This window comes from Mixta theicola, assembly GCF_002895925.1.
GTDB lineage: Bacteria > Pseudomonadota > Gammaproteobacteria > Enterobacterales > Enterobacteriaceae > Mixta > Mixta theicola.
Map to the genome: position 1 here is coordinate 166,596 of NZ_NWUO01000002.1, position 19,558 is coordinate 186,153.

At 53.5% G+C, this 19,558-nt stretch carries 16 protein-coding genes and 3 pseudogenes; 13 read left to right on the forward strand and 6 right to left on the reverse strand.

Annotated elements, in window-relative coordinates; genetic code table 11:
* Nucleotides 1-180 precede the first annotated feature (180 nt).
* The 4 genes from cysB to acnA all read left to right on the forward strand — a co-directional run bounded on the left by cysB (nt 181) and on the right by acnA (nt 5,135).
* Complete coding sequence (cysB, locus tag COO59_RS03370) at nt 181-1,155, forward strand: HTH-type transcriptional regulator CysB (RefSeq protein WP_103058436.1); 975 nt, start codon at nt 181-183, stop codon at nt 1,153-1,155.
* A gap of 504 nt (nt 1,156-1,659) precedes the next feature.
* On the forward strand, nt 1,660-1,815 hold the full coding sequence (locus COO59_RS03375) for a YmiA family putative membrane protein (RefSeq protein ID WP_322791059.1): 156 nt from the start codon (nt 1,660-1,662) through the stop codon (nt 1,813-1,815).
* 2 nt (nt 1,816-1,817) lie between these two features.
* Nucleotides 1,818-1,979 carry a hypothetical protein gene (locus COO59_RS20860; RefSeq protein ID WP_165786480.1) on the forward strand — a complete coding sequence of 54 codons (162 nt, stop codon included), beginning with the start codon at nt 1,818-1,820 and terminating at the stop codon, nt 1,977-1,979.
* A 480-nt stretch (nt 1,980-2,459) separates the two neighbouring features.
* Nucleotides 2,460-5,135, forward strand: coding sequence for an aconitate hydratase AcnA (acnA, locus tag COO59_RS03380; protein ID WP_103058438.1), 2,676 nt, complete (start codon nt 2,460-2,462; stop codon nt 5,133-5,135).
* 62 nt (nt 5,136-5,197) lie between these two features.
* On the opposite strand, the gene ribA is transcribed toward acnA, so the two are convergent.
* Nucleotides 5,198-5,791, reverse strand: coding sequence for a GTP cyclohydrolase II (gene ribA / locus COO59_RS03385; RefSeq protein ID WP_103058439.1), 594 nt, complete (start codon nt 5,789-5,791; stop codon nt 5,198-5,200).
* A 240-nt stretch (nt 5,792-6,031) separates the two neighbouring features.
* Here ribA and pgpB point away from each other — a divergent pair, with 240 nt between their 5' ends.
* The 5 genes and pseudogenes from pgpB (at nt 6,032) to yciH (ending at nt 9,703) form a co-directional block, all read left to right on the forward strand.
* Complete coding sequence (gene pgpB, locus COO59_RS03390; RefSeq protein WP_103058440.1) at nt 6,032-6,802, forward strand: phosphatidylglycerophosphatase B; 771 nt, start codon at nt 6,032-6,034, stop codon at nt 6,800-6,802.
* 143 nt (nt 6,803-6,945) lie between these two features.
* Nucleotides 6,946-7,251, forward strand: a complete 306-nt coding sequence (locus tag COO59_RS03395) for a LapA family protein (RefSeq protein ID WP_103058441.1) — start codon at nt 6,946-6,948, stop codon at nt 7,249-7,251.
* A gap of 6 nt (nt 7,252-7,257) precedes the next feature.
* Nucleotides 7,258-8,426, forward strand: a pseudogene (lapB, locus tag COO59_RS03400) (lipopolysaccharide assembly protein LapB).
* A 234-nt stretch (nt 8,427-8,660) separates the two neighbouring features.
* On the forward strand, nt 8,661-9,383 hold the full coding sequence (gene pyrF / locus COO59_RS03405) for an orotidine-5'-phosphate decarboxylase (RefSeq protein ID WP_103058442.1): 723 nt from the start codon (nt 8,661-8,663) through the stop codon (nt 9,381-9,383).
* Nucleotides 9,380-9,703: a stress response translation initiation inhibitor YciH gene (yciH, locus tag COO59_RS03410; protein WP_103058443.1), complete on the forward strand. Its 324-nt coding sequence runs from the start codon at nt 9,380-9,382 to the stop codon at nt 9,701-9,703. The genes pyrF and yciH overlap by 4 nt, the downstream gene beginning before the upstream one ends.
* Nucleotides 9,704-9,783: 80 nt before the next feature.
* Here the strand turns inward: yciH and osmB are convergent, their stop codons facing one another.
* Nucleotides 9,784-9,999 carry an osmotically-inducible lipoprotein OsmB gene (gene osmB, locus COO59_RS03415; RefSeq protein WP_103058444.1) on the reverse strand — a complete coding sequence of 72 codons (216 nt, stop codon included), beginning with the start codon at nt 9,997-9,999 and terminating at the stop codon, nt 9,784-9,786.
* A 396-nt stretch (nt 10,000-10,395) separates the two neighbouring features.
* On the opposite strand from osmB, the gene araD reads away from it, so the two are divergent.
* The 4 genes and pseudogenes from araD (at nt 10,396) to COO59_RS03430 (ending at nt 12,800) form a co-directional block, all read left to right on the forward strand.
* Nucleotides 10,396-11,097 (forward strand): L-ribulose-5-phosphate 4-epimerase, encoded by a 702-nt coding sequence (araD, locus tag COO59_RS03420; RefSeq protein WP_103058445.1) that lies wholly within the window; start codon nt 10,396-10,398, stop codon nt 11,095-11,097.
* Nucleotides 11,098-11,265: 168 nt separating this feature from the next.
* A pseudogene (locus tag COO59_RS03425) lies at nt 11,266-11,613 on the forward strand (2-keto-3-deoxygluconate permease); the annotation flags it as partial.
* Nucleotides 11,608-11,793, forward strand: coding sequence for a 2-keto-3-deoxygluconate permease (locus COO59_RS21720; protein ID WP_457920507.1), 186 nt, complete (start codon nt 11,608-11,610; stop codon nt 11,791-11,793). The pseudogene COO59_RS03425 and the gene COO59_RS21720, both read left to right, overlap by 6 nt.
* Before the next feature lie 140 nt (nt 11,794-11,933).
* Nucleotides 11,934-12,800 (forward strand): crotonase/enoyl-CoA hydratase family protein, encoded by an 867-nt coding sequence (locus COO59_RS03430; RefSeq protein ID WP_103058447.1) that lies wholly within the window; start codon nt 11,934-11,936, stop codon nt 12,798-12,800.
* A gap of 9 nt (nt 12,801-12,809) precedes the next feature.
* Here the strand turns inward: COO59_RS03430 and pdeR are convergent, their stop codons facing one another.
* From pdeR to COO59_RS03450, 4 genes and pseudogenes are all read right to left on the reverse strand, one after another.
* A complete protein-coding gene (pdeR, locus tag COO59_RS03435; RefSeq protein WP_103058448.1) occupies nt 12,810-14,795 on the reverse strand; it encodes a cyclic di-GMP phosphodiesterase in 1,986 nt (661 codons plus the stop codon).
* A gap of 223 nt (nt 14,796-15,018) precedes the next feature.
* Entirely contained in the window at nt 15,019-15,312 is a 294-nt protein-coding gene (locus COO59_RS03440) for a YbdD/YjiX family protein (protein WP_103058449.1), read from the reverse strand.
* Nucleotides 15,305-17,371, reverse strand: a complete 2,067-nt coding sequence (locus COO59_RS03445) for a carbon starvation CstA family protein (protein ID WP_103058450.1) — start codon at nt 17,369-17,371, stop codon at nt 15,305-15,307. The genes COO59_RS03440 and COO59_RS03445 overlap by 8 nt, the downstream gene beginning before the upstream one ends.
* 200 nt (nt 17,372-17,571) lie before the next feature.
* Nucleotides 17,572-19,502: pseudogene (locus COO59_RS03450) on the reverse strand (exoribonuclease II).
* Between the last annotated feature and the right edge of the window lie 56 nt (nt 19,503-19,558).

A 19,558-nucleotide genomic window follows, 5' to 3' on the forward strand; every position in this document is an offset into this window, starting at 1 on the left:
GCCTTTTTCTGGCTCGCTTATAGCTAAAAGCTATACATCAGTCATAAAAATGTTATAGTTGTTATAGCATTAATTCTGAAATCTCCTATCGCTATAACTCGCCCGACAAGCGCCTTTTCCTGAGAGTTTTCCCGGGTCGCGCGCGGGTTTAGTGCGTGACTTTATCCGGGATGAATACCTATGAAATTGCAACAGCTGCGTTACATCGTGGAAGTGGTTAATCATAATCTGAATGTCTCATCAACCGCGGAAGGGCTTTATACTTCGCAGCCAGGCATCAGTAAGCAGGTGCGGATGCTGGAGGATGAGCTGGGCATTCAGATTTTTGCCCGCAGCGGTAAACATCTGACTCAGGTTACGCCTGCTGGCGAGGAAATTATCCGCATTGCGCGCGAAGTCCTTTCAAAAGTCGATGCCATTAAATCGGTAGCCGGTGAGCATACCTGGCCGGATAAGGGCTCACTGTACGTCGCCACTACCCATACGCAGGCACGCTATGCGCTTCCCGGCGTGATTAAAGGGTTTATTGAGCGTTATCCGCGCGTCTCGCTGCATATGCATCAGGGATCGCCGACACAAATTGCCGAAGCGGTATCAAAAGGAAACGCTGACTTTGCTATCGCCACCGAGGCGCTGCATCTGTATGACGATCTTATTATGCTGCCTTGCTACCACTGGAACCGCGCTATTGTCGTTACGCCCGATCATCCGCTGGCGGGAAAAAACGATGTGACCATCGAAGAGCTGGCGGAATATCCGCTGGTAACCTACACCTTTGGCTTTACCGGCCGTTCAGAACTGGATACGGCGTTTAACCGTGCAGGCTTAACGCCGCGTATCGTCTTTACCGCTACCGATGCCGATGTGATTAAAACCTATGTCCGGCTTGGGCTGGGCGTCGGCGTTATTGCCAGTATGGCGGTTGACCCGGTTGCCGATCCCGATCTGGTGCGTATTGAAGCGGCTGAAATTTTCACTAACAGCACGACAAAAATCGGTTTCCGCCGTAGCACTTTTTTACGTAGCTATATGTATGATTTTATTCAACGTTTTGCGCCACACCTGACGCGTGACGTGGTGGATACGGCGGTTGCGTTACGCTCAAATGAAGATATAGAAGCGATGTTTAAAGATATTCGCCTGCCGTTTAAATAAGATAACCCTAAAAATAGAAGGGAAATAAGGCCGCTGCAAGCGGCCTTTTGCCTTTAATACCAGCCAATTGCACAAATTTTGGAATCTTTAGGATCATTTTTCTGTAAATGAAACATTCATCACATGTTTTTTAATTGTTATTAATTAAATGAGAAACAGTACACATTTTTATACGGGGAATTTTGCGCACCGCCAGGACAATTCTCATACTCAAGTTAAACCGAACCCGTAACGGCAGCCAGTAAGGGATTCAGAAAATTTTTATCAGGAATTAACTGGATCGGTTAGTTATTTTCTAAAGCATATTTGACTTAAGGAGAGATTAAAAAATGGCAAGGAAGTTAAGGTTTGCTAATATGAAATTTAACGAACGATAAATTACTCTAATCGTTTAGCTCAACAAAAATAGCTGGATTTTTGGTCTTAAAATGTTTAGGATTTCTCCTAAAAGCTGATTGAAGTTAACAATCGTTTTACTGAGAGTGATTATCAAAAACTATGGCTATGAGAATTTCAATACAACCTGGCGTACAGGGCAATGCCACCAAGGTGGCAAAAAGTGGCAGCAGCACCCGTCGTAAAGCCTGGTTGGCAGTATTTGCCGCGTGTGGCCTGTTCTGGACAGTTGTTGCCTTAATGGTTTGGCAAATCTGGAGTTAATTATGTGGGAACAAGCATTGCCGCTTAAAACGCAGCCGGTCCGCAAATTAAAAACGGCCAGTTGCAAACCCAAAGTACAGGATAAGGTTACGATTCCGGAAGCGTGGAATCTTAATGATGCGCAACGCAGCTTTATTGAATTAATGCTCGATAATAATAAATAAAACATAATTATTCGCATTTATCTTATAACCTGAAATAAGTATTCATTTTTTCCTTTCTGTTGATCGGCAAACCGATCGGGGCACCGCACTTTGCCCGATAAAATTAACCAATTACAGCATTCGGTAGAATCTATTGCTGTCGTTAAATAGATTCGTTGTTCAGCGACTTATTGGTCGGAAATCAACCTGAGAGGGTGCCTGATGAATATTAATCTGTTTCCATTGTTTAGCGCTTCCGCCTATTCTTTATTAGTTTGGATAGCAGCAGCCTGGTTATTAATGCAATAAGAACCTTCTCTCACTCTCTTTCCTTCTTAGCGCCCCGTCTGTTTTCAGCGGGGCGTTTTGCTTTCTGCGCCTTGCTCCCTTTCAATGTGTCTATTTGTGTTGTTATCAAAACGTTAATCATAGTTTGTACTATGTTTAACACAGACCTTGTTAATCATCAGGTTATTAAGCGCATTATAAAAAGGAGGAGCTATGTCGTTATCCCTGCGAGATAAAAGTCAGGACACGCTGGACGTAGATGGGCAACGCTACCATTTTTATAGTCTTCCACGTGCCGCTCAGCAGTTGGGCGATCTCTCCCGTTTACCTAAATCCCTGAAGGTGCTACTGGAAAACCTGCTGCGCTGGCAGGATGAGAGTTCCGTTACGGCTGAGGATATTCAGGCGCTTGCCGACTGGCAAAAAAATGCCCATGCCGATCGTGAAATTGCTTATCGTCCCGCACGCGTGCTGATGCAGGATTTTACCGGCGTGCCGGCAGTGGTCGATTTAGCGGCCATGCGCGAAGCGGTAAAACGCCTGGGTGGCGATGTGGCGAAAGTGAATCCGCTTTCGCCGGTCGATCTGGTTATCGATCATTCCGTTACCGTTGACCACTTCGGGGATGATAATGCTTTTGAAGAAAACGTCCGGCTGGAAATGGAGCGTAACCATGAACGTTACGTCTTCCTGCGCTGGGGACAAAAGGCTTTCGATAAATTCCGCGTCGTGCCGCCCGGCACCGGGATTTGTCATCAGGTAAACCTGGAGTATTTAGGCAAGGCCGTCTGGCATGAAGAGCAGGAGGGCAGGCGTATTGCTTATCCGGATACGTTAGTCGGCACCGATTCCCATACCACCATGATTAACGGTCTTGGCGTGCTGGGGTGGGGCGTTGGCGGCATTGAAGCGGAAGCGGCGATGTTGGGGCAGCCGGTATCCATGCTGATTCCGGACGTGGTGGGTTTTAAGCTGACAGGAAAACTGCGCGCGGGTATCACCGCGACTGACCTGGTGCTGACCGTTACGCAAATGCTGCGTAAGCACGGGGTTGTCGGTAAGTTCGTTGAATTTTATGGCGACGGGCTGGATGATTTGCCGCTGGCGGATCGCGCCACCATTGCGAATATGGCGCCGGAGTATGGCGCAACCTGCGGTTTCTTTCCTGTCGATCACGTTACCATCGGCTATATGAAACTGACCGGCAGAAGCAGCGAACAGGCTGCGCTGGTGGAAGCCTATGCCAAAGCGCAGGGATTATGGCGCAATCCGGGCGAGGAGCCGATCTTTACCAGTACGTTAGTGCTGGATATGAATGAGGTTGAAGCCAGCCTTGCCGGTCCGAAACGTCCGCAGGATCGTGTCTCGCTGGGCGACGTGCCGCAGGCCTTTCAGCAAAGTAACGAGCTGGAAGTGAACCATGCGCAAAAAGAACATCGTGCGGTAACCTATCGCGACGGTGAGCAGGAACGTCAGTTAACCGACGGCGCGGTCGCTATCGCCGCGATTACCTCCTGTACCAACACCTCTAACCCAAGCGTGCTGATGGCCGCCGGCCTGCTGGCGAAAAAAGCGGTCACGCTCGGCCTGCAGCGCAAGCCCTGGGTCAAAGCTTCACTGGCGCCCGGCTCAAAAGTGGTATCCGATTATCTGGCTACCGCACGTCTTACGCCTTATCTCGATAAGCTGGGCTTTAACCTGGCGGGCTACGGCTGCACCACCTGTATCGGTAATTCAGGTCCGTTGCCGGAGAATATTGAGCGCGCGATTAAAGAGGGCGATCTGACGGTGGGGGCCGTACTGTCAGGCAACCGTAACTTTGAAGGTCGTATACATCCGCTGATCAAAACTAACTGGCTCGCTTCACCGCCGCTGGTTGTCGCCTATGCGCTGGCGGGCAATATGAATATCAACCTGCAAAACGAGCCTCTCGGAGAAGATAAAACCGGCAAGCCGGTTTATTTACGTGATATCTGGCCAACGCCTGATGAAATCACCGCCGCGGTACAGCAGGTCTCCAGTGATATGTTCCATAAGGAGTACGCCGAAGTCTTTGACGGAACGCCAGAATGGCAGCAGATTAAAGTCAGTGAGGCGGCCACCTACGACTGGGATGAAGGCTCAACCTATATTCGTCTGTCGCCTTTCTTTGACGATATGGAAAAAACGCCGCAACCGGTGAAAGATATTAAAGGCGCGCGCATTCTGGCGATGCTGGGCGACTCGGTGACAACCGATCATATTTCCCCGGCCGGCAGCATCAAAGCGGAAAGCCCCGCTGGCCGCTATTTGCTTAATCGTGGCGTAGAGCGCGGCGATTTTAACTCCTACGGTTCACGCCGCGGCAACCATGAGGTCATGATGCGCGGTACGTTCGCCAATATTCGTATTCGCAACGAAATGGTGCCGGGGGTCGAAGGCGGTTTTACCCGCGTGGTGCCGAACGGGGAGCCGATGTCGATTTATGACGCCGCGATGATTTATCAGCAGCAGGGCGTGCCGCTGGCGGTGATAGCCGGCAAGGAATATGGCTCCGGCTCCAGCCGTGACTGGGCAGCGAAAGGGCCGCGTCTGCTTGGCGTTCGGGTGGTTATCTGTGAATCCTTTGAGCGCATCCACCGTTCCAACCTGATTGGCATGGGTATTTTACCGCTGGAGTTCCCGCAGGGCGTTACGCGCAAGACGTTAAACCTGAGCGGCGATGAGCTGATTGATATTGAAAATCTGACCGATTTGCAGCCTGGCGGCACGGTAAAAGTAACGATTACGCGCCCGGACGGCGGCAGAGAAGTGCTGGAGACGCGCTGCCGTATCGATACCGGTAATGAACTCACCTATTATCAGAACGACGGCATCTTGCATTATGTCATTCGTAATATGCTGAACTGAATACGCGCCGGGCATTCAGGGGGATGCTAAGGTCTACTATCCCTGAATGCCCGGCGTTTTCATCAGGATTTAGGCAGCAGATGCCCCATTTTTTCCGCTTTAGTATCCAGATAGTGCGCATTCTTGGGATTACGACCCACGATCAGCGGTACGCGCTCAACGATATTAATCCCGGCCTCGCTCAGAATCTCTACCTTGCGCGGATTGTTGGTCAGCAACCGCACTTCATTGACGCCCAGTAGCTTAAACATATCGGCGCAGAGGGTAAAATCGCGCTCGTCTGCGGCAAATCCCAGATGGTGATTCGCCTCAACGGTATCGTAGCCTTTATCCTGCAGCGCGTAGGCGCGGATCTTATTCAGCAGGCCAATGTTACGGCCTTCCTGGCGATGATAAAGCAGAACGCCGCGACCTTCTTCGGCAATGGCGTTCAGCGCCGCTTCCAGCTGGAAGCCGCAATCGCAACGCAGGCTAAACAGCGCATCGCCGGTCAGGCATTCAGAATGCACGCGCGCCAGCACCGCCTCACTGTTATTAATATCACCAAATACCAGCGCCACGTGGTCGTGGCCGGTAGCCAATTCTTCGAATCCCACCATGAGGAAATCGCCCCAGGGCGTGGGCAGTTTAGCTTCTGCCACCCGTTTAAGCTGCATGTGACTCTCCAGAACCATCTTAGGTTGCGCTATCATCAAGGTAGCGCCTGTTGGCCAACTTGACCGAAATCATGACGTCTATTTTGCCATAACCCGTCTGCGTACGGGTAATACGTCACGGCGATTAATGCGATAACGCACGATTATCCACGGAATTATGGTTATGTGCTTAATTTATAAACTAATATTAGATGCTGTTCGCGTAAATGCTTACAGGCTTATTAATGACAAGGAAGCAACATGCTGGAAATAGCGAAACGCACCGCCTTCGGCGCTCTGTTGCTGTCGGTTATGCCGTTATTACTGTGGCTTTCCGGCTGGCAATGGCAACCAGGCGCCAGCGGTTTGGGGTTACGTTTGCTGTTCTGGATGACGGAGACCGTGACGCGCCCGTGGGGAATTCTGACCAGCGCCATACTGTGCGCCTGGTTTTTATGGTGCCTGCGCTTTCGTTTAAAACCTGCGCTGTTTCTGTTGGTGGTGATGATTGCCGCTATTCTGGCCGGGCAATACACGAAATCCGTTATTAAAGCGCGGGTGCAAGAGCCGCGTCCCTATGTGCTGTGGCTGGAAAAAAACCACGGCATTCCCGGCGATAAGTTTTATCAGCTGGATCGTCAGGCGCGCGGCCAGATGGTGGAGCGACTGGTGGCGGATGATAGCCATATCCCGCCGTGGCTGAAACGTCACTGGGCGTTTGAAACGGGCTTTGCCTTTCCGTCAGGACATACCCTATTTGCCGCCAGCTGGGCGCTGCTGGGCGTGGGCCTGCTGTGGCCGCGTCGCCATCGTAAAACCGTGGCGATCCTGATGATTTGGGCCGTTGCGGTTATGGGAAGCCGGGTGCTGTTAGGAATGCACTGGCCGCGTGATCTGCTGGTGGCCACGTGGATTAGCTGGCTGCTGGTGACGCTGGCTTGCTGGCTGGCGCAGCGCCTTTGTGGTCCGCTGACGATCCCGCCCGATGAGCATCAGGAAATCGCCCAGCGCGAGCAGGATAAAGAATCATGATTGCAAAGCTGCTTTTTGGCCCCATAACCTAAGCGAGAAAACAAATTTTTGCTGAGATAGCGACTTTATCCGGCATCTCAGCAAGCATCCTTATAACATTTTTGGCATAATCCTTTGGCTTACACCGAATTACAGGACGAAATGTGAAATATTTACTGATCTTTTTACTGGTTCTGGTGATATTCATTATCTCCGTTACGCTTGGCGCTCATAATGACCAGGTTGTCTCGTTTAATTTTCTGATTGCGCAGGGCGAATACCGAATTTCCACCTTACTGGCTTCGCTATTTGGCGCAGGGTTTGTGCTGGGCTGGGCAATCTGTGGTCTTTTCTGGCTGCGCGTCCGCGTATCACTGGCTAACGCGCAGCGTAAACTCAAGCGTCTGCAGCAGCAAACTGTTCAGACCGAAAGCGTGGCTTCGCCACAACCGACCGTCGTCAAGGAATAACTCCCGATGTTGGAACTGCTGTTTCTGTTACTGCCCGTGGCCGCTGCCTATGGCTGGTACATGGGGCGCAGAAGTGCGCAGCAGGATAAGCAGCAGGAGGCTAATCGTCTGTCACGAGACTATGTGACCGGCGTAAACTTTCTGCTTTCAAACCAGCAGGATAAAGCGGTCGATCTGTTCCTGGATATGTTGAAAGAGGACAGCGGCACGGTGGAAGCGCACCTGACGCTGGGTAATCTGTTCCGCTCGCGCGGCGAAGTGGATCGCGCGATACGCATTCATCAATCCCTGATGGAAAGCGCCTCCCTGAGCTATGAACAGCGTCTGCTGGCAGTGCAGCAGCTGGGCCGCGATTATATGGCGGCGGGGCTATACGATCGGGCTGAAGAGATGTTCGGTCAGCTGACTGACGAAACCGATTTTCGCCTTAGCGCGCTCCAGCAGCTGCTGGTTATTTACCAGGCCACCAGCGACTGGCAGAAAGCGATAGACGTTGCTGAACGGCTGATTAAGCTGGGCAAAAGCCATCATCAGATGGAAATTGCGCACTTTTACTGCGAGCTGGCTTTGCTGGCGATGGGCAGTGACGATCTTGACCGTGCGCTTAATCTGCTAAAAAAAGGGGAGGCTGCCGATCGCCAGAGCGCGCGCGTTTCCATCATGATGGGACGTATTTTTAGGCGAAAGGCGATTACGCCCGAGCCGCGGGTCACCTGCAGCGCGTTATTGAACAGGATAAAGAGCTGGTCAGCGAAACGCTGGATATGCTGGAAAACTGTTATCAACAGCTGGAACAGCCGCTCGTCTGGGCTGATTATCTGCGCCGCTGTGTAGAAGAGAACACCGGCGCGCTGGCGGAGCTTTACCTGGCGGATATTCTGGAACGCGAGCAGGGCGCAGACGTCGCGCAGGTTTATATTAACCGTCAGCTGCAGCGACATCCTACCATGCGCGTTTTTCATCGCCTGATGGATTTCCACCTGCACGAGGCGGAAGATGGCCGCGCCAAAGAGAGCCTGATGGTGCTGCGTGATATGGTGGGCGAGCAGATTCGTACCAAACCGCGCTATCGCTGCCAGAAATGCGGCTTTACGGCGCATGCGCTTTACTGGCATTGTCCATCCTGCCGCGCCTGGTCAACCGTTAAGCCTATACGCGGGCTGGATGGCCAATAAGCAATAATATGCTGCGGTAACCGGTTTATTACTGGATTACGCCTCCGCTATTAGTTACAACATACTAATAATTCATCACAAGAAAATCGCCTTTACCGCGAGGACAATTCGCCTGGCAGGCCAACTATGGCCGTCCATGCTACAGGTTAAGGCTGTTTTCCATCGCCCGTGGCAGGTAGAATGCTTGCCGTTTTCTCCTGCGCCATGCGGTGCCTCATTGTTGAAGGAATAGAGATGTCTCAACCTCAAAATCGACTTGATTCGCCTGTTCTGGTCGCGCTTGATTACGCTGACCGTAACCGGGCGCTGGCCTTTGTGGATGGTATCGATCCGGCCAGTTGCCGATTAAAAGTAGGCAAAGAAATGTTCACGCTTTTCGGGCCTCAGCTGGTCCGCGATCTGCATCAGCGTGGTTTTGAGGTATTCCTCGATCTGAAATTCCATGATATTCCGAATACCGCGGCGCACGCGGTTGCCGCCGCCGCCGATTTGGGAGTCTGGATGGTTAACGTACACGCCAGCGGTGGGGCGCGTATGATGAATGCCGCACGTGAAGCGTTAACCTCTTTCGGTAAAGATGCGCCGCTGCTGATCGCGGTAACGGTGTTGACCAGTATGGAAGCAACCGATCTGCACGATCTGGGAATTACGGCGACGCCGGCTGAACATGCAGCGCGCCTGGCGCGTCTGACACAGCAGTGCGGGCTGGACGGCGTGGTGTGTTCCGCACATGAAGCGTCAGCGTTTAAGCAGCAGTTTGGCGGCGGCTTTAAGCTGGTTACGCCAGGGATTCGTCCCGCCGGCAGCGAGGCGGGCGACCAGCGTCGTATTATGACGCCGCTACAGGCGCAGCAGGCGGGCGTTGACTATATGGTAATCGGACGCCCGATCACCCAATCTGCCGATCCGGCAGCCACGCTACAGGCTATTCTGGCATCACTGCGGGAGGAAGTATGAGTAAAGACAATCCGCTGGTTTACTCCACTGACAGCGGCCGCATTACTCAGCCGGAAAGCGAAGCCCCGCGCCCTAAAGGCGACGGCATTGTCCGCATCCAACGTCAAACCAGCGGACGCAAGGGTAAAGGCGTTTGTATCATTACCGGCCTGGATCTGGACGACGGGGAGCTTAACAAGCTGGCGGCGGAGCTAAAGAAAAAGTGCGGCTGCGGCGGAGCGGCGAAAGAGGGGCTTATCGAGATTCAGGGCGACAAACGCGATGAATTAAAAAGCCTGCTGGAAGCGAAGGGGTTGAAGGTCAAACTGGCCGGAGGCTGAAAAAACAAGGCCGTTCATTGAACGGCCTTATCATATGGGTAGATGCGCTGCGTAGCCTTGAATTATAGTTATGTTAAAGCTTAGTCAATCTGATGACCAATGATCCCGCCGACGGCAGCGCCGCCGATAGTGCCCAGACCGCTGCCGTTGGTCAGCACGGAGCCGCCAATAGCACCAGCGCCAGCGCCAATTGCCGTGTTACGGTCGCGTTTAGACCAGTTGCTGCAGCCGGTTAAAGACAGGGCAACGACAACGGCCAGCACGGTAGCGGAAATGCGTTTTGCATTGTTAGTCATAATTACTTCTCCTTAATTGTTGCTCACAGAGGAAACCCTTCAAGTATAGTCGGGTTACTCTGCGTCTCAGGTTCGCTGACCGTTTATTTTGGCGCGGAACATCTCCCTGTTTAGCCGTTGATGCGGCAGAACGCGGTTGATTTCCGATCGTCTGTTTACGTCAGGAACAGCAATTGTTGTTACTAAAACTAAGGGTGCTAATTATCACCCACGGTTCAATTGCCTTGATTAATTATAGGCACTACCAAAAGTTACAACAGGTTAAAAACTCCTAATTAGCTGCACAAAAATCTCTTGTCAGCCAGATCGTGCCATCTAATCAGCCAGCGCTTCCATACCTTTACTCCACCAGCCCCATAACAATAGTGTATTTACAGAAGGGTGGATGGAAATATTATGCTGGAAGAACTCAAAGAGCAGGTGCTTGAAGCCAATCTGGCGCTGCCTGAACACAATCTGGTGACGTTTACCTGGGGCAACGTCAGCGCTATCGATCGTGAACGCGGTTTGCTGGTTATCAAGCCCTCCGGCGTCAGCTATGAAGCCATGAAACGCGACGATATGGTGGTAGTCGCGCTGGAAAACGGAGAGGTGGTGGAAGGCGATAAGCGTCCTTCATCCGATACCGATACTCATCGGGCACTTTATCTGGCATGGCCGGACGTTGGCGGCATTGTGCATACCCATTCGCGACACGCGACCATCTGGGCGCAGGCCGGACGTGATATTCCCGCCTGGGGAACCACGCACGCCGATGATTTTTATGGCCCGATCCCCTGTACCCGCATGATGACCGATGAAGAAATTGCCGAGCGCTATGAATGGGAAACCGGTCAGGTGATTATCGAAACGCTGCGTCAGAGGGATATTGCACCGTTAGCGGTTCCGGCCGCGCTGGTACATTCACATGGGCCTTTCGCCTGGGGCAAAAGCGCTAAAGATGCGGTCCATAGCGCAGTGGTGCTGGAAGAGGTGGCCTATATGGCGCTGTTTAGCCAACAAATCACGCCAGCATTGCCGGCAATGCAGCAGACATTGCTGGATAAACACTGGCTGCGTAAGCATGGCGCTAACGCTTACTATGGGCAAAAAAGTTGATGCTTCGCGCAAAAGAAAAAGATCAGTTCTTTAATATTGAAACACCATTTTAAAATACAGGAGAAGATCACTTTTCCCGATCGATAATCACGCTATGTTGCTGACCGTTGCCCAGACGGGCGTTGCAGGATCGTTCCAACATCTTGCTCAACAAGGGTGGAAGACAACATGCAAATCAAACGTGCTATCGATAAAATTCCGGGTGGAATGATGCTGGTACCCCTGTTTTCAGGGGCGCTTTGCCATACTTTTTCTCCTGGGGCGGGTAAGTACTTTGCATCTTTTACCAACGGATTGATGAGCGGAACCGTGCCTGTTCTGGCCGTCTGGTTCTTTTGTATGGGCGCATCGATAAAATTAAGCGCCACCGGCACCGTGCTGCGTAAATCGGGCACGCTGGTGGTGACGAAGATTGCCGTGGCCTGGGTTGTAGCCGCGATTGCCTCCCGAGTGATGCCGGAAAACGGCTTTGAAGTAGGTATGCTGGCCGGGTTGTCAACGCTGGCGCTGGTGGCGACGCCGGTATTGATTGCAGAGATGGTGCCGCAGTTTAAGGCGGTAGCGCCAGCCGCTACGGCGCTGGTCGCCACCGCAGTTATCGTGACGTCGCTGTTAGTGCCAATGATTACTGCGGTTTATTCGAAGCAGGTGAAACGGCATCGCGCGGCAGCCGGTCAACGCGCAGCGATTAAATAATCGCGCTCAAAAATTCACCCGCCGCTAAGGCGGGATTTTTTTTATTTTTTACTTAAAAATCAGTCGCTCATTCAGTGTTGTCTCACTCTGCATTAGGCTGGTGTTGCGTTTAACGCATCAACTATACCGAGGATGAGATTATGTCATTAATGAACCAACCTACCTGCCGACTGTTTACTGAATCTGGACAGACCACTCAACTGGATGCCTGGTATGAAGAAGAGCGGCGCACGATGTGGATGATGCTGCGTGCGGAACCTCGGCCCTCCTTCAATCACGCGCTTATCGAAGAGATCATGAACCTGCGCTATGCCGCTCAGCGCTCCGGTTTACCCATCGATTTTTGGGTTACGGGATCGCTGGTTCCGGCGATGTTTAACGCGGGCGGTGATTTAAATTTCTTTGTGGAGTGCATAAAAAATGGCCGGCGCGAGGCGCTTCGCGCTTATGCTCGTGCCTGCGTTGACTGCATTCATGCGGCAGCGCGCGGTTTTGATGTCGGCGCGGTGACCATTGCTATGGTCGAGGGGAGCGCGCTGGGTGGCGGTTTCGAAGCGGCATTGGCCCATCACTTTTTGCTGGCGCAAGATAACGCCCGCATGGGCTTCCCGGAAATTGCCTTTAACCTGTTTCCCGGCATGGGCGGCTATTCACTGGTGGCGCGTCGCGCCGGCATGAAGCTGGCCGAGGAGCTGATTTGTGAAGGAGAAAGTCATACCGCGGAGTGGTTTGAAACGCGCGGGCTGGTCGATCGGCTGTTCCAGCAGGGCGAGGGGTATCGGGCCACGCGTACCTTTATCGATACGCTGCGGCCCAAGCTCAACGGCGTAAAGGCGATGCTGAAAGCCCGTCAGCGCGTGCTTCAGCTCACCCGCGGCGAGCTGATGGATATTACGGAAGACTGGGTGGATTACGCTTTTACCATTGAGGAAAAGGATCTGGCGTATATGGAGCGCCTGGTCCAGCTGCAAAACCGTCTCAGTTCGCAGCTGCGTAAAGTAAGCTAACGGGATTAATCAAGTCTTGGCAAGACGCTGAGCAAGCCAATGCTCCAGTTTATCTGCGGGCATTGGCTTCGCGTAATAGTAGCCCTGGCGTTCATCCACCTCGTTCTCCAGCAGAAACTGTTCTTCCTGTTGATTTTCAATCCCTTCAGCGATCACGCGCAGGTTCAGCGCCTTAGCCACCGCGACGATCGCCCGTACCAGCGATTGGGCAATTGGCTGTTCGTGTACATTGCGCACAAAGCTTTGATCCAGCTTAATGGCATCAATCGGCACGCGTGCCAGCTGCGACAGCGATGAGTAACCGGTGCCAAAATCATCCAGATGCACCTCCGCGCCCAGTTCACGGAACTGATGCATTATGGCCAGCGTCTGCTGTTCATTTTCAATCAGACAGCTTTCAGTCAGCTCAATATCAATCGGGCTGGAGTTCATGCCGTTAAGCTGCAGCGCCTGCTTCAGGTCGTTATAGATGCTTTGGTCGATCAGCTGACGCGCGGAGACGTTGACCGCCACGCGGAGATAGATCCCCTGACGACGCCAGGTCACAATCTGCTGTAGCACCGTGAGCATTACCCAGCGGCCAAGCGGCACAATCAGGCCAGACTCCTCGGCATAGGAAATAAACTCATTGGGCGGGATCAGGCCGCGCTCCGGTGAAAGCCAGCGCACCAGCGCCTCGGCGCCCGTCACCACGTCGCCCGCAACGATTTTGGGCTGATAGTGAACGATCAGCTGTTGTTGTTCCAGCGCCTTACGCAGATTGGTATCCAGCCAAACATATTCAAAGACGCGCTGATTCATTTCTGCGGAAAAAACGCAGGCCTGGCCGCGCCCGCACTCTTTGGCGTGATACATCGCCGTATCGGCATTGCGTATCAGGCTATCGCGATCCTCGCCATGCTGCGGCGCCAGGGCAATGCCCAGCGAACAGCCGGTATAAACTTCGATCAGGCCGATACGGAACGGCTGACGCAGGCGAGACAGAATGCGTAGCGCCATCGCTTCCAGCGCAGTTTGAGACGTGTTTTCCGCCAGCACGATAAACTCATCGCCGCCGAGGCGGCCCAGCGTTTGCTGTGGCTCAAGGCAGGTAAGCACCGCCAGCGATACCGCCTGTAACAGCTGATCGCCAAACATATGGCCGTAAGCGTCGTTGATCTTCTTAAAATTATCCAGATCCAGATAAACCACGCCGATCTGCTGCCCATTGCGTTTTTCCAGCACTTCGCTGATACGCTGATGAATGGCGTTACGGTTAGGCAGGCCGGTAACGGTATCGGTATTCGCCAGGATACGCAGGCGCTCCTGCGCCCGGCGTTCTTCAGTAATATCGGTGCCGGAACAGATTAGGAATATTTCGTTTTTACCGCTGCCGCTGTGGACGAATTTATTGCGAAACAGAAACAGGCGCTGGCCCTTACGCGTTTTAATCCAGCGCTCCACTTCATAAGAGCTGCCGTCCCGGAAAAAGCCGGTAATATTGCGGCGTGAGGCCACTGCTTCCTGGCGGGTCATAAAAAGCTGAAAGACGTTACGGCCGATGACTTCTTGCTCTTTTAACCCGGTGTACTCTTCACTGAGGCGGTTAAAGCGCTGGATATTGCCGTTCTGATCGAGGATCACAATTACCGAGTTGGCTTCTGAAACCACCTGCTCAGCGAAAGAAAGACCCTGGGTTAAATCGCGCGCCACGGAGGAGGTGTCGCCCCACGCCGACGCGGTGCCGGCCCATTCTCCCTGATTGACTTTGCGCCCGACAAAATGCATTGGCAATTCTTCGCCACGCAGATTTATCACCAGGTTTATGCTGGAGGTTACCACCGTCATCGCACGCAGCAGCTGCGCCTGGGAAGCAGTGAGCGGGACGGCCAGGTTCGTTTCCGCCAGTTCTTCCCGGGAAAGTTTTAGGGCATCACTGTCGGAGGTAAGCTGCCAGTAAGGGCTGCGGGTGCCAAACAACGTAAAGAGCAATGTTTGACCCTGATCTTCAAGCATACAAACCATCCTGTTAAGCAGATCGCGCGACTATCACAAGTTTAGTAATACTTCATGACTGAATACATAAGCATTATGCATTCTGAAGGCTATTTTTTTCCGTAAAAAATTAACATTTTTCGCTGGCAGGACGTTAAACAGGCGCCAGCTTATGCGGCGCCTGCAGCTTTGCTCTGCGTGTTGATACTATCAGCCAAAGGGAAAAGGTGACAGTAGCTGTTTGTTAGCAGGGGCATTTTCCCATTTTTCCGCCTTTTGCCGGGAAGCGCGCTTCAAGGCAATAGCGATGAAATTCCTTTTCCGTCATTGGCACGGCGGCAGGATGCTGCTGCCGCATATGATGCAGATAATTTTGATAATCCTGCACGCCGACCATCAGGCGAAAACTTTGCACCAGCCGCTGCCAGATCAGACGCCAGCCCGGCGGCGGCGGGGCGCTACATGTTGTCAGCGGACGGCAGCGTTGAATTTTCGCTATCTGACGTCGCGTGGGGACAGGGCGAAGCAACTCAGACATGACGCACCTCCTTACGCAGCACCGGATCTGTTTCCTGGGTCGTCGGGCGCTCGCTTTTAAGCGCACGGCGAATCACGAAAAAGGCGGCGATCAGCATCGTCACCGCGACCAGCATAAAGAAAGCGCACAGGGCGGCGTTAATTTGATTGCTCAGCACAATGGTTTGCATATCCGCCACGCTTTTCGCCGGGGCGATAACAGTGCCGTTATCAATCGCCGTGCTGAATTTCTTCGCCTGCGCCAGAAAGCCGATGGCGGGTTTTTCATGGAAAATTTTCTGCCAGCCTGCCGTCATCGAGGTAATAAATAGCCAGACGGTTGGCAGAATCGTTACCCAGGCATAGCGCTGCTTTTTCATTTTAAACAGCACCACGGTGCCGAGAATCAGCGCCATTGAAGCCAGCATCTGATTGCCGATGCCAAACAGTGGCCACAGCGTGTTAATGCCGCCTAACGGATCGACTACGCCCTGATAAACAAAAAAGCCCCAGCCTGCAACGGCTACGGTGGTTCCGGCCATATTGCCCAGCCAGGAGCGATTATTAGCCAGGCTGGGGATCAGCGTACCCGCCAGATCCTGCACCATAAAGCGACAGGCGCGCGTTCCGGCATCTACCGCCGTAAGGATAAACAGCGCTTCGAACAGAATGGCGAAGTGATACCAGAACGCCATCATTGCGCGGCTGTTAAAGATCTCGGAAATGATGTGCGCCATCCCGACGGCAAAAGTTGGCGCGCCGCCGGCCCGCGACAGCACCGAGGTTTCGCCCACGTCACGGGCAATGGTGGTAAGCATTTCCGGCGTCACCACAAAGCCCCAGCCGTTAATCACCTGCGCTGCGTTCTCCACCGTCGTGCCGATCAGCGCTGCCGGAGAGTTCATAGCGAAGTAAACGCCAGGCTCAATAACCGAGGCGCATATCAGCGCCATGATCGCCACGAATGATTCCATCAGCATCGCGCCGTAGCCGATAAAGCGGATATGACTTTCCCGCTCGACCAGCTTCGGCGTGGTGCCGCTGGAAACCAGCGCATGAAAGCCGGAAATCGCGCCACAGGCGATAGTAATAAACAGGAAAGGAAACAGCGCGCCGGAAAAAACCGGGCCGCTGCCGTCAATAAAGCGCGACACGGCAGGCATCTTCATTTCTGGCATGGCGAACAGAATTCCCACGGCCAGGCCGACGATGACGCCGATTTTCAAAAAGGTCGAGAGGTAGTCACGCGGAGCCAGCAGTAGCCATACCGGCAGCACCGAGGCGATAAAACCATATCCCACCAGCACCCAGGTCAGCGTCGTGCCTTTCAGCGTAAAGAACGGGCCCCAGTAAGGGTGCTGTGCAACATCGCCCCCGTAAATAATCGCTGCCATCATCAGCACAAAACCGATAAGCGAAACTTCAGCAATTTTCCCCGGACGCAGAAAGCGCATCCAGATCCCCATCAGCAGGGCGATAGGGATGGTCGCAGCGATGGTAAACAGGCCCCACGGGCTGTTGGCCAGCGCTTTTACCACCACCAGCGCCAGCGCCGACAGGATAATAATCATCACTCCCAGCGCGCCGAGCATGGTAATCACGCCAGCAAACGCGCCCAGTTCCTGACGCGCCATCTCGCCCAGCGAACGGCCATCGCGCCGCGTAGAGATAAACAGCACCAGGAAATCCTGCACCGCGCCCGCCAGCATGACGCCGACCAGGATCCAGATGGTGCCGGGCAGAAAGCCCATTTGTGCGGCCAGGATCGGGCCAACCAACGGGCCGGCGCCGGCGATAGCGGCAAAATGGTGACCGAACAGCACCCATTTATTGGTAGGCACATAGTCGAGACCGTCGTTATAGCGTTCGGCAGGCGTTATGCGGCTATCGTTAAGTTCAAAGATATTCCGGGCGATAAACAGGCTGTAAAAGCGATAGGCAATGCTATAGCAGGCGACTGCCGCAACCACCAGCCAGACGGCATTAACCGGCTCGCCGCGGTTAATCGCCAGCATGGCGAAGGCAAACGCGCCAATCAACGCCACGGCTAACCAGATTAAACCGGTCTTGACGTTTTTCATGACAAACTCCTTGCTGAATCCACAGGAAAGAAAAAAGGAAGCAAGGTAAAAATAATTTAAACTTTTGTTAGAGAAAGGAAAATTTAAGAAAAGTGTGAGGAAGCAGGCGTTTTAGTTGTGAAATGCGATGGTGAGAACGGTTAATTTCAGAGGCAGTTAAAAAAACGAGGCGGCATCAGGCCGCCCCGTTAAGTACATTATCAGGCCGCCGGGCGCGCCACGATATTGCGCGTTTCCATACGGACCTCAGCGATAGTCACCTCAATCACATCGGTAACGCGGTAAACCACTTCGCCCTTAATCTGTACAGTGCCGTTTTCCTGGCTGCACACCAGTTCATCACGCACCGCATGGATAAAGGGAGCCGGGATAAAGGCAACGGCGCCGTTATCCAGCAGGCGTACGCGCATACCGCCACGGGAAACATCGATGATTTCCGCGCTGAAGCGGGTATCGGCGCCAGCCGCTTTGTTCAGGAAGCGGGCATACAGCCAGTCGCCCACGTCGCGCTCCGCCATGCGGTTCAAACGACGACGCTCGCCCATCTTCAGCGTAACCTCATCATTCGGACGCGAGGCGCTTTCGCCACGAATAATCGCTTTCAGCAGACGATGGTTAACCATATCGCCATACTTACGAATCGGGGAAGTCCAGGTGGCATAAGCCTCAAGGCCAAGACCAAAGTGCGGGCCTGGCTCGGTGCTGATTTCAGCAAAGGACTGGAAGCGACGAATACGGCTATCGAGGAACTGGGTCGGCTGCGCATCCAGTTCGCGTCGCAGCTGGATAAAGCCTTCCAGCGTCGCCATAGCGGCTGCATCAGCGGTCACGCCGTGATTAGCCAGTACGGCGGCTGCCTGCTCGGCATTGGCGGCGTCAAAGCCCAGGTGCACGTTATAGATGCCGAAACCGAGCTTATCGCGCAGTACCATCGCCGCACAGATGTTCGCGGCGATCATCGCCTCTTCAACGATGCGGTTAGCGATACGGCGCGGCTCAGCGATAATATCCAGCACTTCGCCTTTCTCGCCCAGCAGGAAGCGGTAATCCGGGCGGTCTTTAAATACCAGCGCGTTTTGCTGACGCCATTCCACGCGGGAAAGGCAAAGACGATGCAGCAAACGGATTTGCTGTGCTACCTCTTCAGCGGCAGGCTGCCACTCGCCCTTGTTTTCCAGCCAGTCGGAGACTTCGTCATAGACCAGCTTGGCTTTAGATTCGATCCAGGCGGCAAAGAACTGTATGTCAGACAGCGCGCCGTTCTGGCTTACGGTGACACGGCAGGCCAGCGCCGGACGACGCTCATTCGGGCGCAGCGAGCAGACATTATCGGACAGCTCGCGCGGCAGCATCGGGATATTGAAGCCCGGCAGATAGTTAGTAAAAGCACGACTGGCGGCGATGGCGTCCAGCTTGCTGTCTGCGGGCACATAGGCGGTTGGGTCGGCGATGGCGATCGTCAGGCGTAGCGCATTATCCGCCAGCTCTTCGACATACAGCGCATCGTCCATATCTTCGGTGCTGGCGCTGTCGATAGTGACAAAATTCAGCGCGGTTAAATCTTCACGCTCCAGCTTTTCATCCTGCATATCGCTGAAGGTTTCCGCTGGCGCTTCACGCTCAAGGTTATGGCGTGACAGTGTCACCCACCACGCGCCAGATGATCGTCGCCGGTGGTGATAAATTCGGTCAGTTCAGCATAAAAACTGCGGTCGCCTTTCAGCGGATGGCGGCGCATTTCCGCCACGGCCCAGTCACCGGCCTGAAAATCATGTTGCAGGCTGCGTACCGGACGGCAGGGAATGACATCTTTAATCAGCGGATGATCGGGAACGATGAAGAGGCGGTCATCTTTTTTCTGGATCCGGCCAACAAAGCGCGTCAGGAACGGCTCAACCAGGGTTTCCGGTTCGGCAATTTCACGATCTTTATCGGTTTGCACCGCAGCGATAACGCGGTCGCCCGCCATCACTTTTTTCATCTGCGGCGGCGGAATAAAGTAGCTTTTCTGCGCGTCTACTTCTAAGAAACCGAAACCTTTCTCGGTGCCTTTTACCACCCCTTCCACACGCGGCGTCTGGGCGTGGAGCTTCTCTTTAAGCTGCGCAAGCAGCGGGTTATCCTGGAACATAGTTGAATTCAGTTTCGTGGCCTAAGAGCGGCAGACAGTTTTACGCGATTCGCTGG

Excerpts from the sequence above, each read along its gene's own strand:
- osmB (WP_103058444.1), bottom strand. The coding sequence starts at position 9,999 with ATGACTAACAATGCAAAACGCATTTCCGCTACCGTGCTGGCCGTTGTC.
- COO59_RS03430 (WP_103058447.1), top strand. The coding sequence starts at position 11,934 with ATGTCATTAATGAACCAACCTACCTGCCGACTGTTTACTGAATCTGGA.
- COO59_RS03440 (WP_103058449.1), bottom strand. The coding sequence starts at position 15,312 with ATGTCTGAGTTGCTTCGCCCTGTCCCCACGCGACGTCAGATAGCGAAA.
- COO59_RS03445 (WP_103058450.1), bottom strand. The coding sequence starts at position 17,371 with ATGAAAAACGTCAAGACCGGTTTAATCTGGTTAGCCGTGGCGTTGATT.
- cysB (WP_103058436.1), top strand. The coding sequence starts at position 181 with ATGAAATTGCAACAGCTGCGTTACATCGTGGAAGTGGTTAATCATAAT.
- pyrF (WP_103058442.1), top strand. The coding sequence starts at position 8,661 with ATGTCTCAACCTCAAAATCGACTTGATTCGCCTGTTCTGGTCGCGCTT.
- ribA (WP_103058439.1), bottom strand. The coding sequence starts at position 5,791 with ATGCAGCTTAAACGGGTGGCAGAAGCTAAACTGCCCACGCCCTGGGGC.
- COO59_RS03375 (WP_322791059.1), top strand. The coding sequence starts at position 1,660 with ATGAGAATTTCAATACAACCTGGCGTACAGGGCAATGCCACCAAGGTG.
- pdeR (WP_103058448.1), bottom strand. The coding sequence starts at position 14,795 with ATGCTTGAAGATCAGGGTCAAACATTGCTCTTTACGTTGTTTGGCACC.
- acnA (WP_103058438.1), top strand. The coding sequence starts at position 2,460 with ATGTCGTTATCCCTGCGAGATAAAAGTCAGGACACGCTGGACGTAGAT.
- yciH (WP_103058443.1), top strand. The coding sequence starts at position 9,380 with ATGAGTAAAGACAATCCGCTGGTTTACTCCACTGACAGCGGCCGCATT.
- pgpB (WP_103058440.1), top strand. The coding sequence starts at position 6,032 with ATGCTGGAAATAGCGAAACGCACCGCCTTCGGCGCTCTGTTGCTGTCG.
- COO59_RS20860 (WP_165786480.1), top strand. The coding sequence starts at position 1,818 with ATGTGGGAACAAGCATTGCCGCTTAAAACGCAGCCGGTCCGCAAATTA.
- araD (WP_103058445.1), top strand. The coding sequence starts at position 10,396 with ATGCTGGAAGAACTCAAAGAGCAGGTGCTTGAAGCCAATCTGGCGCTG.